The organism is Paenibacillus sp. D2_2, from assembly GCF_031199965.1.
Lineage (GTDB): Bacteria > Bacillota > Bacilli > Paenibacillales > Paenibacillaceae > Fontibacillus.
The window spans coordinates 1,367,165-1,380,927 of record NZ_CP133605.1 but is presented as its reverse complement, the minus strand read 5'-3'; the positions used below and the strand labels follow the sequence as shown (position 1 = coordinate 1,380,927).

Annotated in this window: 17 protein-coding genes; 1 reads left to right on the top strand and 16 read right to left on the bottom strand. The window is 44.3% G+C overall.

All coding sequences use genetic code 11. The features are described from left to right. Positions 1 to 6: 6 nt before the first annotated feature. The 14 genes from RE628_RS06870 to RE628_RS06805 form a co-directional block, all read right to left on the bottom strand. The gene (locus RE628_RS06870) at positions 7 to 762 is read right to left on the bottom strand and encodes a response regulator transcription factor (RefSeq protein WP_309158064.1); all 756 of its coding nucleotides are present in this window, start codon (positions 760 to 762) and stop codon (positions 7 to 9) included. After that, positions 737 to 2,080, bottom strand: coding sequence for a sensor histidine kinase (locus tag RE628_RS06865; RefSeq protein WP_309158063.1), 1,344 nt, complete (start codon positions 2,078 to 2,080; stop codon positions 737 to 739). The genes RE628_RS06870 and RE628_RS06865 overlap by 26 nt, the downstream gene beginning before the upstream one ends. Positions 2,081 to 2,138: 58 nt before the next feature. Beyond that, a complete protein-coding gene (locus RE628_RS06860) occupies positions 2,139 to 2,495 on the bottom strand; it encodes a hypothetical protein (protein ID WP_309158062.1) in 357 nt (118 codons plus the stop codon). Between the two features lie 332 nt (positions 2,496 to 2,827). Next, entirely contained in the window at positions 2,828 to 4,336 is a 1,509-nt protein-coding gene (locus tag RE628_RS06855; protein ID WP_309158061.1) for an ABC transporter substrate-binding protein, read from the bottom strand. Between the two features lie 87 nt (positions 4,337 to 4,423). Continuing rightward, complete coding sequence (locus RE628_RS06850; RefSeq protein WP_309158060.1) at positions 4,424 to 5,038, bottom strand: carbohydrate ABC transporter permease; 615 nt, start codon at positions 5,036 to 5,038, stop codon at positions 4,424 to 4,426. Positions 5,039 to 5,046: 8 nt separating this feature from the next. Further along, positions 5,047 to 5,352, bottom strand: a complete 306-nt coding sequence (locus tag RE628_RS06845) for an ABC transporter permease family protein (RefSeq protein ID WP_309158058.1) — start codon at positions 5,350 to 5,352, stop codon at positions 5,047 to 5,049. Positions 5,353 to 5,365: 13 nt separating this feature from the next. Continuing rightward, positions 5,366 to 6,313 (bottom strand): ABC transporter permease, encoded by a 948-nt coding sequence (locus RE628_RS06840; RefSeq protein ID WP_309159394.1) that lies wholly within the window; start codon positions 6,311 to 6,313, stop codon positions 5,366 to 5,368. Positions 6,314 to 6,442: 129 nt separating this feature from the next. Next, complete coding sequence (locus RE628_RS06835) at positions 6,443 to 6,640, bottom strand: hypothetical protein (RefSeq protein WP_309158055.1); 198 nt, start codon at positions 6,638 to 6,640, stop codon at positions 6,443 to 6,445. Between the two features lie 152 nt (positions 6,641 to 6,792). Further along, positions 6,793 to 7,620, bottom strand: a complete 828-nt coding sequence (locus RE628_RS06830; RefSeq protein WP_309158053.1) for an MFS transporter — start codon at positions 7,618 to 7,620, stop codon at positions 6,793 to 6,795. 26 nt (positions 7,621 to 7,646) lie between these two features. Further along, positions 7,647 to 7,919, bottom strand: a complete 273-nt coding sequence (locus RE628_RS06825) for an MFS transporter (RefSeq protein WP_309158052.1) — start codon at positions 7,917 to 7,919, stop codon at positions 7,647 to 7,649. A gap of 254 nt (positions 7,920 to 8,173) precedes the next feature. Next, the gene (locus tag RE628_RS06820; RefSeq protein WP_309158048.1) at positions 8,174 to 8,281 is read right to left on the bottom strand and encodes a hypothetical protein; all 108 of its coding nucleotides are present in this window, start codon (positions 8,279 to 8,281) and stop codon (positions 8,174 to 8,176) included. A gap of 8 nt (positions 8,282 to 8,289) precedes the next feature. Then, a complete protein-coding gene (locus RE628_RS06815) occupies positions 8,290 to 9,795 on the bottom strand; it encodes an S-layer homology domain-containing protein (RefSeq protein ID WP_309158046.1) in 1,506 nt (501 codons plus the stop codon). A 190-nt stretch (positions 9,796 to 9,985) separates the two neighbouring features. Continuing rightward, the gene (locus tag RE628_RS06810; RefSeq protein WP_309158044.1) at positions 9,986 to 10,534 is read right to left on the bottom strand and encodes a helix-turn-helix transcriptional regulator; all 549 of its coding nucleotides are present in this window, start codon (positions 10,532 to 10,534) and stop codon (positions 9,986 to 9,988) included. Continuing rightward, the gene (locus tag RE628_RS06805; RefSeq protein ID WP_309158042.1) at positions 10,531 to 11,250 is read right to left on the bottom strand and encodes a hypothetical protein; all 720 of its coding nucleotides are present in this window, start codon (positions 11,248 to 11,250) and stop codon (positions 10,531 to 10,533) included. Before RE628_RS06805 ends, RE628_RS06810 begins: the two co-directional genes overlap by 4 nt. A gap of 146 nt (positions 11,251 to 11,396) precedes the next feature. Here RE628_RS06805 and RE628_RS06800 point away from each other — a divergent pair, with 146 nt between their 5' ends. Continuing rightward, positions 11,397 to 12,155, top strand: coding sequence for an SDR family NAD(P)-dependent oxidoreductase (locus RE628_RS06800; protein ID WP_309159393.1), 759 nt, complete (start codon positions 11,397 to 11,399; stop codon positions 12,153 to 12,155). A gap of 83 nt (positions 12,156 to 12,238) precedes the next feature. Here the strand turns inward: RE628_RS06800 and RE628_RS06795 are convergent, their stop codons facing one another. Further along, positions 12,239 to 12,835 (bottom strand): GNAT family N-acetyltransferase, encoded by a 597-nt coding sequence (locus RE628_RS06795; protein ID WP_309158040.1) that lies wholly within the window; start codon positions 12,833 to 12,835, stop codon positions 12,239 to 12,241. Beyond that, positions 12,819 to 13,724 carry an aldo/keto reductase gene (locus tag RE628_RS06790; protein WP_309158038.1) on the bottom strand — a complete coding sequence of 302 codons (906 nt, stop codon included), beginning with the start codon at positions 13,722 to 13,724 and terminating at the stop codon, positions 12,819 to 12,821. The genes RE628_RS06795 and RE628_RS06790 overlap by 17 nt, the downstream gene beginning before the upstream one ends. Positions 13,725 to 13,763 lie beyond the last annotated feature (39 nt).

Here is a 13,763-nt window from a genome sequence, read left to right as displayed (position 1 = left end):
CATTTCCTATTTTCTCAAATCCGATGGCGACTTGCCAAAGAAATTGTGAAAATGCGTGTAAAAATAACCCGGATTCGGATACCCTACCGAGAGAGCAATGCTGGCTATCTTCTCGTCAGTAGATAAAATTCGTTCACGTGCTTGAAGCATACGATAGGCCATGATGTATTCTGAAAATTTCATCTGCGTCTCTTTTAGAAATAGCTGCCCCAAATAGGTTCCATTCATACGAAACTGTTCAGCCACCATTTTTAACGTGATGTTCTGTGCATATTCCGTCTTCACCATCAGCAGGATCCGGTTGGTAAGTTTGGACAGACTATCATAACGAACGCCCAGCACAGGATCTATGTTCACATCATCATGATCCGCCCCTTCAAGTGAACCATTTAGATCTTCTACAATGATCTTCTCAACAACCTGCTGCAGTTTGGCACGATTCACAGGCTTGAGCAGATAATCCTTGACCCCGCACCTAATGGCTTCCCTGGCGTATTCGAATTCACTGTAGCCGCTCATGATAATATATTTGGCTGGGAGTCCCATCTTATTAAGCCTTTGTATGGCATCATATCCCCGGTCCTTGCCAATACATACATCGAAGATCGCTAGGTCAGGATAGATCTCCACTGCCTTTGATATAGCATCCTCTACCGTTTCGCTCGTCTCGATACAGCCAAAACCATACTTCTCCCAATCCAAGGTTCGTTTCATTCCCTCTAAGATCTGAGGTTCATCATCCACAATTAGAAGTTTGTACATGTAAATCGACCCCCTTTGGAATGATCACAGAAATCTTGACACCAGCTTCTTCATTATTTTCTATTCTCATGGCAAAACCCTCACCATAGAAAAAATGCAGTCGGGTGTACACGTTATGCAGCCCAATACTCTCCACAGGAGCTTCATCTGTGTGAAATAAGGTGTTACGGATCTGATTCAAGCGTTCCTCGCTAATCCACTTGCCATTATCTACAATTTCCAGTACGAAATGCTTCTCCACTTCCCATCCATTGATCACTAACAAATTAAACTCATTACTTGGGTTGAAACCGTGACCAAAAAAGTTCTCTGCGAGGGGCTGCATCCAGAATTTTACGGTCGGTAACGATAATAGTGTCTTATCTACATTAAATTGATAATAGAACCGATCAGGATATTTAAATTCCATGATTTTTAGGTACTCTTGCAGCAAAGACATCTCCTTGCCGATGGTAATAATATTCTCATGTTTCACCATGTCGCGGTATAGGGCACCCAGCGTCGCAATTGCATCGGCGGTGTCAACATCGTAATTCACTAAAGCAGAAGAGCGAATGGCCTCTAACGTATTGTAGAGGAAGTGAGGATTAATTTGATTCTGAAGCGCTTTCATTTCGGTTTCTTGCTGCTTCAATTTTAACAGATATTCGGTACGAATATATTTATCCAGCTGCCTGACCATATCTTCTAATTCTCTGGCAATCATTCCGTATTCGTTACGTCGATAGCGGGCAGGAGTTTCTGGAGTAAAATCTGCCGTCTTCACTCGCCCCATGGAATGAATAATGTGATGAAGAAACTTGGCGTCATCTCTTAGATTATGAACGATCAGCATTAGAACACTGATCATCGCTGATAGAACAATAAGAAAAACGGTAAGAAGTACACCCGATTTATCGCGAATGATTGCACCTAAATCCACCAAGCTAACGAACTTATAATCGAATTTGGTAGAGGAAAACGTGATAAAAAAAACACCGTTTACTCCCCCTCTAGAAAGATAGCCTTGGCTGCGTCCATCCGCCACTGCCTGACGAGCTAACTCTTCGATATGGCGGTTTGCCCCAACGACGGGATATATATCACCAGAAGTGCTGACAATTGCAGCTTGATCTACACGATAATTTTTGACATTCTTGAATATTCGATCACTGCTGACCAAAAATCGAAATTCGCCGAGCTGACGTGAAATCTGATTCGGATCCGACAATTTTTTACGGTAGACAAATCCCTTTTGAATCGAGTCATGGAAGGCTTCATCCGTATTAGGAAGCTGAAACTTGAAACTTGCATTGCCGTTGTTATCGAAGCGGATCACATTTCCTTGCTGCTCGGTATGTAAGCTTACTTGGATGATATCTCCTTGCCCCCGCTATTCAAAAAGACTTCATATCATCCGGAAAAGAAATGAGCGGCTGGTTGAATCGACTCTCCTGAAGCCTGCTAGTAAGGTATCCCTCGGCGCTATTACCTAGAAAACAACGAACATCAACCATTAAATCACTGTTGGAGTATACCCGCTGCATGTACGCCTCAATCCGATCGGCATTATACTGGAAGGCATTCTCCACTCGGATAAAGGCGCTAGAGGCCTCGTTGCGGGCGTTATCCACCCACTGATACAAAAGTACAGCGCAGGTAAGCAAGCCAATGGCCAGACCGATAGACACTACAAATACCGTATAAGCAATGAATTTGCCGCGATATATTTTAATCTGTAAAAAGGACACCATGCGACGACTCCTTTGCCCTAGGCTTATGTTGTTATGTATCTATACCAAAATAAATTGTTATCCTGAAAAAATCAATTAGATTTATAGTACGTGTTTAAAAAGTCAGACTTTCAGCACCGAGAAGGTTGGATGAAGCTAGGGACAGGGGAGCGGAGCGTACGTAGTGGGTACGTGAGCACCGGAAGGCCCGGCTGAATTCAAGATTCGATGCCGATTAAGCTACCAGTGTTGCTTCGTGATCAAAGGGGGACTTTTTAAACAACCTCTATAAGAAAACTCGAACAGGGTCTGATCCCTGTTCGAGTTCCCGAAACAACATCGTCATTTCATGATTATTTGAAGTAAGCGTCGATCTGCTCCTGAGCAGCCTTCATGATGGTCTCCATACCCGCTGACTTCATCTCAGCAACGATCTTTGGAACCATGACTTCCGGATCGGAAGCACCAGTCATCAGCTCATAGCGATATTTGTCCCAGACAGCCTTGGTGTTGGCTACTTCGGTAGAAAGATTGCTAATATCCAAGGCAAAGCCCAAGACGGATGAAGAGGATGCTTGCTCATTTAGCTTGCGAACTTGCTCCCACTGATCTTCAGGGGCCCCCTTCGTCACAGCTAAGTCAAAGAATGTACCTTGTGTATAAGCAGCAAGCGGCCATGTATCGGTCTTCCGCTCGATAACCTTCTCACCATTCACATTGTCATAGTCCACACCGAGTTCACCAAAAGCAAGCATATTACGCAGTTTTGGATCTGTGTTAACTAGCTCAAGATATTTCAAAGCTTCTTTCTTATATTTAGAGTTGGCGGAAACTGCATTCAAGGAACCTTGAATCGTACTGGTTGTGAACAGTGGACCAAAGGTCTGCACCATGTCGTACTTTTCTACACCCTCAGTAATCTGCCAGTTTGCTTCTGCGCCAGGGAACGCTTGAGCACTAAAGAACGCGCGGCCTTTATCCGGCTCACCCTTAGTAGGAGCATCCGGATTAATGATGCCGTCTTTATACCACTGATGCAGGAGTTTAAGGTTTTCCATGACATCAGGTTGTTCCAATGTCGATACGACTTTGCGGGATGCATCATCCACCTTTACACCAATCGGAGCGAGGCCAAGTGTAAGGTCATCATAATTGTTCATGAAGCCGTTAAATCCATCGCTTTGAGTCAAAGGCAATGGATAGAAGCTTTTTCCTTCTCCAGCCTTCATGTCTCGCAAAGGTTTGTCAAGATCCTGCAACGTCTTGATATTGTTCAGATCAATTCCATATTTCTGTACGAATTTATCATCAAATACCCAATACTGAGTCACTGACGAGTCTTTATACGTTGGAACAGAGTAAATTTTGCCTTCGATCTTCGTTCCATCCCAGACTTTTTCAGGAATAAGTTTGTATAAGTCAGGTGTATCGCTTTGAACCATGTCTGAGATATCGGCAAAGGCCCCCATCGATACCTGTTGATTGTATTTCGTATTGTTCGTGAACATAATGTCAAAAGGCTCACCGGTATTCACAATCGTGTTGATCTTGGTATCCCAATCGCCCCAACTTGCAACCTTGATATCGATTTTCACACCGATCTTCTCTGCCGTATATTCGTTCATTGCAGCGATCGCTTTGTCAAAGTTATTAGGAACCTGCCCACCGATCGTCCACCATACCAAAGTTGGGATATCAGCCGAATCTTTAGTCTTACCCGTGTCCGTCTGCGCTGTGGAATTCGTATTCGTATCTCCTCCAGATCCTTCAGACTTGGAATTAGATCCGCCGCATGCTGCAAGAGAAGACATCAACAGCATAGCAATACAGAGTGTGGATAGAAGCTTCCATGATCTTTTCATAAAAATTTTCCCCCTTCTAAGAATGTTCTACCGCGTGTGCATTTTCTGAGATGATATGATAAACCAGAAAATCTGGTTTATTTCAGGTCAACCTTTGATAGCACCTACCGTCAAACCGGAAATAAAGTATTTCTGGAAGAACGGATACGCAAAAGCTACAGGCAACACGATCAGAATAGCTACTGCCATACGTGCAGTCTCTTTTGGCATAGTAGCGACTAGCATAGAATAGCTAACGCCCATGCTGGATGCGTTCTTGGCAAGCGCATCTACGTTACTCATCAAGTTATTAAGCAAGGCTTGTAACGAAAAGAGATTCTGATTGTTGATATACAGCATGGATTGGAACCAATCATTCCAATAAGCAAAGCACAGAAACAGACCGATGGTTGCCAAGACCGGCAACGATATAGGTAAAATGATCGAGAAAAAGATACGGAATTGGCTTGCGCCGTCTATTTCTGCGGATTCAATGAGTCCATCCGGAATTGTGCTTTTGAAGAATGTTTTGCAAATAATTACGTTAAAAGACGAGACCGCAAGTGGTAAAATAAGCGCCCAAACCGTGTCCTTAAGTCCAAGCAAGTTGGAATTAATATAGTAGCTGGATACCAATCCACCGTTAAATACCATCGGGATAAAGACGACCCAGGTTAGCAGTCCTTTCAATTTGTAATTCGACTGTGAGAGTACGTAACCCATAGATGTAGTTAACAGTACCCCAGAACAGTCCCCACCCCGGTAACTAATACCGATACTCCAAGCGCACGGAGAATCATCGTTCCCTGCTTAATGACAAAGCTATAAGCCTCGGTAGAAAAGGTCATTGGGATCATATGATATCCTGTCTGCCTGATGGAGTCTTCACTCGAGAGTGAGATCGACAGAATGACTAACAAAGGGACCACGCATACTAGAGCTATCAGAATAAACACTATATGAAAGAGAATATCCGTTCCTTTACCAATCCGGTTAAACTTCTCAAGACCCGACATTCCTTCAGCCTTCGATGCCATAGGCTCGCCTCCTTTACATCATCGCGCTGTCCGGATCTATTCTGCGAACGATCCAGTTAGCGAGTAGAATGGTCAGACAACCCATAACGGATTGTACAAATGCGGCAGCAGAAGCCATGCCTACGGTAGCGGTCTTGAGCTGTTTATACACTAACACGTCTATAGTGGTGGTTACGTTAAATAGCGAGTTGGAATCTCTTGGAACTTGGAAGAACAAACCGAAATCCGTGTAGAAGATCCGGCCTACTGCCAAAATGAACATCATCACGATAACCAGCTTCATCATCGGCAGTGTTATATACTTAGTCTGCTGCCAAATGGAAGCTCCATCTATGACAGCCGCCTCATAGTAAGTACTATCTATACCAGTAATGGTCGCCAGGTAAACTACCATGCCGTAACCTAAACCCTTCCATGTATTCATGAAAATCAAGAAGAACGGCCAATACTTGGGCTCCATATACCAGTTCACAGGCTCGCTGCCCATCTGAATCAGCATCTGATTCGCAATCCCCTTGTCGAAGCTCAAGAAAGCCCAAATGACTGCAGAGACGACTACATAAGATAGGAAATAAGGCAAGAACATCATCGTTTGATAGACTTTGCCCGCTCTGCGGTTGCGCAGCTGACTAATCATCAACGCTAATGTCACGGGAATTACAATGCCTAGGATAATGAATAAGAAGTTGTAGCCTAGTGTGTTCCGGATAATGATCCATGCATCGTTGGATTTAAAGAGAAATTCAAAATTTTTAAATCCGGACCATGAGCTGTTAAAGACATTGCTCAAGAATCCTCCCGATATCTTGAAATTCTTAAAAGCGATAATGATGCCGAACATCGGCAAGAAACAAAACAATATATACCATACGGTAGTTGGTAACGCTAAGAGCGTCAGTTCTGTATCCTGTTTGCGCCAGCGCGTTCTCAGGCGTTTTCGTTCAGTCTTTTTCACGTTCATGCTCACTCCGTCACCCCCCATTGATGTATTTGATTTGATAAATTAATTGTAAAAGAAACCGCTTACAATATTCTAGATCACAAACGTTATAACACAGTTCAAAAACGTTATATTTCTGGAAAAAGTGCATCAATCGCGTTCAGACACAAATAGAGACACCCAGCCCAGATCAGGGTTAGAGTGCCTCTGTGCCACATCCATAGCGATCGTAACATCGTAACTGACATCACTGCCGCTTAGAAAGATGATTTCGAACATTATGATTTCTAACGGACATAGCAACAAGTTAGATACTAAAAACACCCCTTTTAGCTGTGTTCTTAACATTTAAGCGCTCGTGGTATCCGTTAAAATTTGAAAACGGCTGTTTTTCGCTTATAAGCGTCACTGGTGACCGTTACACCTGGCATGAGGTGATTTTCGTTTCTGTTTCGCCTATTAGTGTGTGTTCAAAAAGGCCAGTTTTTGAACTACCTCCATTAGACTCCCCGCCCACGCCGCCTTGAAAGCACTTCTGTCGCAAGAAACAGCACTCCTCCTAACAGCGAAGCGATGGAAGCAAACAAGTACATGCTCGCTCCCCGAACAAGTCGGACAGTCTCCCCCACTATGCCGCCGGTCATACCGGACAAACCCAGGTACACCATGCTTAGTAATGAGAAACCTGTCGCTCCTAGCTGTGGAGGAAGAATCCGTGCAACATAATGCATAGAAGTAATCCAGAACACGGCGAAGGTAATGGCGGCCCCAGCTTGCAGCGCCAACAGTACCCACGGATCATCCGATACATAATACATGAACCAGCGAAGGGTATATATGATCCCGACAATACCAATGAGCACATATTCATGAATCCGGTGCAAATACTTGCCCAGTAAGGCGAATATGGGAATTTCGACGGCTGCAGCCAGAGCCCAAGCCCATCCAACCATAGAGTCAGAGGCCCCCAACTCCTTCATATACAAACCGAGCATCACATCATTCATACGGTGAGGTACCGAAATAATGAACACTAGAAATAAGAACCACAGGAATGACTTGTTCGTGAACAATTCCTTTAAGGTTGCTAGCGTCATGCCTTCCCCTTCAGCCGGTTCGTCACGCAGGAATAGCAACAACAGGAACGGTACCACCCAGACGGCCCAAAGCAAATAAGGTAACTTGGTAATACCACCCAGAGCGACCAGCAGTAGGCCCCCAGACAACGAAATCACTGTATAGCCTATAGAGCCAAATAGTCGCAACGAGCCGTAAGAACTTCCTCTACGCGAAGCTGACTGGACAGAAATACTGTCTAGCAATGGCATGGTAGGCTGATAGAAGAAGTATAAAGCTAATACGAAACAGAGTGTAAGTGTATAGCTGCCCCAGAGTTAAACAATAATACACTGCCTATAATCGCTAGAATCCATAGCCAAAAGATAATTTTCTTCACGGTCTGCAGACGGTCGCTCAAATATCCCCAGAACGGTTGAATCATGCTTGCTACAAACGGACCGATCATCATAAGAAAGCCAATCTGAGAAGAAGAATATCCTAAGTTTGCAAAATACAATGGTAAGAATGGTGCAAGCACAGCTAGAATAGCATACTGCCAAAAATTCATTCCACGAAGGATCAACATCTGTCTATCTTTTCGTGTCGCATGTGTTGGATCTATTTTTTTCGTTGTCAAAATTGATCTCTCCGCTCCAATATGTATTACAACATTAGCTATCCAACGATTTCTATCTATAAGTCAAACTAGTGATTATGATATATCAGTTACTTACCTGCTACAAGATATCTTTGACTGATTTTCGCTACGATTATGAATAATTGAGCACACTTTAGATGACTGTATTACGAAGAACCATCGGATCAATTCCGATGGTCCTTTGTAACGACATGATCCCAAAGTTTCGCCAGCATGACATATGCCTGTTCTTTCGTCAGGTTGTCCTTCGGACGGAACTGATTCTTACCCATTCCTTGAATCAATCCAAGGTTATATGCGGTATACGCATCTTCTTAGCCCAGGCAGCGATGTCAGCGTCATCGGTAAAGGTAGAGTTTGCACTCGCCAATGTAGCGGTGTCACCACCTAGCTTCTTGTATAGATTCATCAGCACGACAACCGCTTCCTGACGGGTCAACTTCTTATTGGGAGAGAATTGACCCGCCGAGGTCCCTTGGATAATACCAAGCTTCGCGGCATGAGAGATTCTCGCTTGATCGATATCGTTGAACGGACTCTTGATGTCCTCCATTTCATAGTCAGCCAGAAGCTTGTACAAGTTAAAGGCTATATTTGTGAACTCCAATCGGCTTATCTGGCTCGAATGGTCGCTGTCGGCAACACCATCCAGCAGAGCGCTTGTTTTAAGCTTCAAATAGTATTCCTCGGCCCAGGCACTGACCTGTCCGGTAGCAGCCAGAGAATCGGCCTGCTCTGAATGCTGCTCCGCATTGAAAAACTGTGTATCATAGGCAAGACTTTGAGGCTGACCGCTGCCCTTGCTATAAAGCCCTGTCACTTCAATATGAAACTGCTCCTCAGGCTTATAATCTAATGAAGAATCTGGTCGGAAAATAATGCAGAAAGGAACCGCATAATTCGCTGTATCAACGGTGAAGTATTTGCCGCCTTTATCCTGATCTACAGACCCGAAGCTCCATACGCGTCCATCCGATTTCCGGGTCATCGTCACTTTGATGCTGCTTGTCCGTTTATTATCATAAACGTCAGGGTTTAACATAATCGACCACGGATCCTTCGCATGCCATACCTCAAGCGGGAATGATCCAGCCGACGGCCAGCCAATATACTCATAGGCCACTTCGCCGGACGCGCGAGACTTATCGAAAGAGTACATATTAGAATACGGCACTTCGTATGCTCCGGAATGGCCTATTGCGGCGCCGAACATCGTCTTCTTCATCGTCGGATTAAGAATCCAGCGGCGATGTCCAACCCTATCAATGTTGCCTTCACTCGAATCAGCCATATAAAGATCGATGACGGCTTCCATGAAATTATCCGCGCCGTAAGCGATGTTGCTACTCTTCGCCCCATTCGCCCCTAGATTGAATAAATCATTGCTCATTCCCTGTGGCTGGGAAGGATAGTGGCTCAGTTCTCCATTCACGGCATTGAGCAGCGCCGCAGCCTGCTGTTGATTCCCAAGCATAAAATCCGGCTCAACATCATCTGGAAGCCCGGCCAGATAACGTACCAAATTCACCGCCTTAATGCCTTCCCATATGTATGCTTCCTTCAATTTGCCCGAAGAATAAGGAGAATTTATGTTGGGCTTCTCTTCATAGGCTTCATCCCATAAGTACTCTCCATCGGAACGCTCCGGTGCGTACTCCTCCATCTTCTGCACAATTTCCGTACGCGTATGCTGTAGTACGTGTTCATTCACGTCATACTTGGCATAAGCAGCGTTAACTGGTAGTATCATCGCCATAAATGCGGCCACAACTGCAGCAATCGTCAATATCCCCCTTTGTTTCTAAATAGCTTCTCCCCTTGTGGACGAGATGTTGTCCTCTCTTTGTCCATCTCTAATAATCCCTCCTTGAATTGATCCTATGTCTTTCATTTATGTCGGTTGGAAGGGATAAAATTTGAAGTAAAAAAAGCATAGCCCCTCTCCCAAATTGCAAGAAATAGGGCTATGCCTTACGTTAATCCGTCTCAATATCGTTACCAAATCCATCCGGTCGTTGTTCGGCATTTCTGTATTGCCTAGGGGTCATACCGGTGAATTTTTTGAACACTTTAATGAAATAGCTCTGATCGTGAAAATTAAGCCAGGAGCAAATATCCGATATTGGATATTGGGTAAGTGTCAGTAGCTTCATCGCTTCATGAATTCTCTCCCGTTGAATATATTCACTTATGGAGACGCCTACCTTTTTCTTGAACATGCTGGATAAATAATTGGGACTTAGAAAGCTTAACCCAGCCAATTGTTCCAACGTAATATCCTCGTAAAGATGGTCGCTGATATAATGTTGGCACGCCTGAATCGGAGCAGAGTAACGTTGTTCATTCAGATTCGCTACACGATGGGTAAATTCGGACACAGCCTCTTCGATGACAGTATTGATCCCCGAGATCTGCTCCTCTTCCTCCAATTGCTGAATGTAGTAATCATTTAGCGTTAACGCTGCCTCCTCGTTCAAGCCTCCTTCAATCGCTGCCCGACAGATCAGGGCTATACCAATGATCATGATGTTCTTCTCACTTCTGAGCTGGCTTCGTCTCGATAATGTACCAAGCTCCTTTCGCCAATGATCGTAGAATTCGATAGATCCTTGATTTTATCTAGCCTTCCCTTCTTGACGTAATCGAGTAGCACTCTTTCGTAATATAGATTGGAATGGAAGATCAGATTCCTTCTTCCATTTAATATCTCAAGCTCAGGCTTAGCCTTAGGCTCTGTATCTGGGATTACGTCAGAACTCATCCTTACGACGAAGGAGGGATCAAGCTGTGTCTGATACAGCATATAGTAAGACAGTAGGCTCACGGAGAGCAGATGTTCATATCCCATGGTTGGAAATGAATGATAGAACTCGATCAGATGTCGGATATTAGAGAAGCCCTGCTGCGAAAGTTCATTGATGATATCAACATTCGTACTATCCAACTCACTATTTAAACAGGGACCAACTACGATCTTCCCCACTGCCTGCCCGTGATTCTCCAGATTAATATAGAAGAAATGCAAATAGCTCAGTGAGAAAAAAATTGGACAATCGCTTCGGCTCTGGGACAAGTAACCCTTGATCCGTTCTTTCAGTGGTAAATAATACGGACTATTATGCACGCTGCCTACGGCATACTCAGCTTCGAATTGCCCTTCGCTGACATAAAAGACCGATAACCCATGAGCTTGATGAAGGTGCTGACAAATATATTTAATTTCTTCAATGGATAGCTGCATATTCTTCTCCTAGATTCTTGTGAAATAAAGCGCTTTTATAGATGTGAAAATAATACTATTAATCGTAGAAAAGAGCAATAATTATACTTAAATATTAAATATAATCAAATTGAATTAAAGTTATTCTAATTTAGGAGGAACCCATGATGGAACTTGAAAATAAAATTGTGATCGTTACCGGAGCAGGAAGCGGTATCGGAAGAGCCAGCAGCTTGAAAATGGCTCGCGAAGGGGCCAAATTGGTACTCGTTGATTTCAATACAGCAACAGGAGAAGAAACATTAAAGATGATTCAGGAGCAAGGCGGCGAAGGGATCTTTGTCCAAGCTGACGTATCCAAGAGCGAGGATGTACAGCGCTATGTCAATACAGCAGTTGAAACTTATGGCCGCATCGATGCATTCTTTAACAATGCCGGTGTAATTCAGAAGTTTTCTCTCTTGACCGATATAGAGGAAGCTGAATTCGATCGCGTCGTTGCGATCAATTTGAAAGGCGTGTTCCTTGGTCTGAAATATGTATTGAAGGTCATGGAGAAACAAGGAAACGGTTCGATCATCAATACAGCTTCTACGGCCGGAGTCCGCAGCGAGCACAGTGTGGCCGCTTATTCCGCAACGAAGCATGCGGTAATTGGTCTTACCCAAGGTGCAGCCCTGGAATATGTAAAAAAAGGAATTCGCGTCAACGCGATCTGCCCCGGTGGTGTAGAAACCACTTTGACCAAGAGCGTTGGAGAGCAGTTCATGACAGGCGGTTACGTCCCTGAGGAAGTTGGCAACATGCGTATCGGCCGTTATGCACAGCCTGAGGAAATGGCCGAGATGGTCTCCTTCCTCGCCTCCGATCGTTCCAGCTACATGGTTGGCTCCGTAGTCCTCGTTGATGGCGGCTTGACTCTGTAATTAACGTGAGGGGCAAGCAACATAGGAATAGACAAAAACCGGGCTATCGGCGGAAGCTGATAGTCCGGTTTTTATATAGATCTTTAAATTCCAAATTCCTTTGCATAAGTTACGGCTCCACTTACAGGCTTAGCGTTGTCCTGTAACTTGATTGCCATAAAGTTAACAGAGGGCATACCGTCTGGAACTTCAATACCAAACTGCTCAGCAGGAAGAGAACCGTAACGCGGATAATATGTTTCACTTCCTAGAACTAGAGAATATTGATAACCTAGTTCCCTGGCGATTTTGTGACCTTCTTTGATTAAGGCAGAACCTATACCCCGCTTTTGAAATTCTGGCAGCACAGACAACGGCGCTAAGACAAGCACTATGTCATTTCCCACCTTTGCTTCCGTGAACAGAATATGCCCTGCGATTATTCCGTCAATCTCTGCAATTAGGGAAAGTTCCGGTACAAATGCCGCCCCATTTCTTAAAGCAGCAACTAAATCCTGCTCGTTCCCATCACTGTGTTCTGCGGATGCAAATGCCTCTTTTACAAGGTTATAAACCGCATTGTAATCTTTGCTTGTTTCTTGTCTGATTAACATGCCTTTTCTTCCTTTCTCCATGGTATAAAGCACAGGATTAGGGATGTCCTGACAATGTGATTGCTCTCTTTTATCGATGCTGCTCATAACGATTCGCTTGGCTAATCTGTCTAATCACTGCTATCTCTTCCTGTGTCAGATGGGGAGTATTAGCTGCTGCAATATTCGCCAGCAATTGCTCCCGCGAGCTTGCACCCGGAATCACTGTCGCAACTGCAGGATGACTAAGCGAATAACGAATCGCAAGTTCGGTCATCGTTCTATTACATTCTTGAGCCACTGTACTTAACTTTGTACGAAGTTCAACAATTTCTTCTGGCGTGTAGTTCAAATAACCTTTAGTTATCTCACGTTCAGCAGCAAGCGCCCCGCTAGCTAGCGGTCCTCTAGCAATAACACTGATCCCTTTCTCGTGCAGCAGCGGTAATACCTCTTCCTCGGAACGTCGATCAAGAATACTATATTGATTCATCACGCTTACCATCGATGATCGAGCTGCAAACTGCCGTATCACATTCGGCCTAATGGAAGAGATCCCATAGTAGCGAATTAAGCCTTCTTGCTTGAGTTCCTCAAATGCCTCGATCGTCTCATCGATAGGATCCTCGATCGTTCCACCATGCAGCTGATACAAATCCAAATAATCGGTCTGCAATCTACGCAGGCTTTCCTTAATAGCTGATTTGATGTAAGCTTTGCTAGGGTCCCAGACTAAGCCTTCCCTACCCTCAATCCGCCGATTCCCAGCCTTGCTGGCAAGTACTACTCGATCGCGCTTTCCCTTAATCGCCTTGCCTACCAACTCTTCATTACGTCCATAATCGTATATATCCGCCGTATCCAGAAAATTAACACCTTGATCTAACGCTTCATGGACAATCCCAATGGCTTTACGCTCTTCTGTTCCGAGAGACATGCAGCCAAGTCCGATCTCGCTAATGAATAGATCAGAGGAGCCAAGTTGATTTAGTCTCATCAATTATCTAGTCCTTTCCATACATATTGTAATAATTAA

Excerpts from the sequence above, each read along its gene's own strand:
- RE628_RS06820 (WP_309158048.1), bottom strand. The coding sequence starts at position 8,281 with ATGGGTAAGAATCAGTTCCGTCCGAAGGACAACCTGACGAAAGAACAG.
- RE628_RS06860 (WP_309158062.1), bottom strand. The coding sequence starts at position 2,495 with ATGGTGTCCTTTTTACAGATTAAAATATATCGCGGCAAATTCATTGCT.
- RE628_RS06810 (WP_309158044.1), bottom strand. The coding sequence starts at position 10,534 with ATGATCATTGGTATAGCCCTGATCTGTCGGGCAGCGATTGAAGGAGGC.
- RE628_RS06850 (WP_309158060.1), bottom strand. The coding sequence starts at position 5,038 with ATGGGTTACGTACTCTCACAGTCGAATTACAAATTGAAAGGACTGCTA.
- RE628_RS06835 (WP_309158055.1), bottom strand. The coding sequence starts at position 6,640 with ATGTTAAGAACACAGCTAAAAGGGGTGTTTTTAGTATCTAACTTGTTG.
- RE628_RS06825 (WP_309158052.1), bottom strand. The coding sequence starts at position 7,919 with ATGAATTTTTGGCAGTATGCTATTCTAGCTGTGCTTGCACCATTCTTA.
- RE628_RS06870 (WP_309158064.1), bottom strand. The coding sequence starts at position 762 with ATGTACAAACTTCTAATTGTGGATGATGAACCTCAGATCTTAGAGGGA.
- RE628_RS06845 (WP_309158058.1), bottom strand. The coding sequence starts at position 5,352 with ATGGCATCGAAGGCTGAAGGAATGTCGGGTCTTGAGAAGTTTAACCGG.
- RE628_RS06830 (WP_309158053.1), bottom strand. The coding sequence starts at position 7,620 with ATGCCATTGCTAGACAGTATTTCTGTCCAGTCAGCTTCGCGTAGAGGA.
- RE628_RS06800 (WP_309159393.1), top strand. The coding sequence starts at position 11,397 with ATGGAACTTGAAAATAAAATTGTGATCGTTACCGGAGCAGGAAGCGGT.
- RE628_RS06840 (WP_309159394.1), bottom strand. The coding sequence starts at position 6,313 with ATGAACGTGAAAAAGACTGAACGAAAACGCCTGAGAACGCGCTGGCGC.
- RE628_RS06805 (WP_309158042.1), bottom strand. The coding sequence starts at position 11,250 with ATGCAGCTATCCATTGAAGAAATTAAATATATTTGTCAGCACCTTCAT.
- RE628_RS06790 (WP_309158038.1), bottom strand. The coding sequence starts at position 13,724 with ATGAGACTAAATCAACTTGGCTCCTCTGATCTATTCATTAGCGAGATC.
- RE628_RS06795 (WP_309158040.1), bottom strand. The coding sequence starts at position 12,835 with ATGAGCAGCATCGATAAAAGAGAGCAATCACATTGTCAGGACATCCCT.
- RE628_RS06855 (WP_309158061.1), bottom strand. The coding sequence starts at position 4,336 with ATGAAAAGATCATGGAAGCTTCTATCCACACTCTGTATTGCTATGCTG.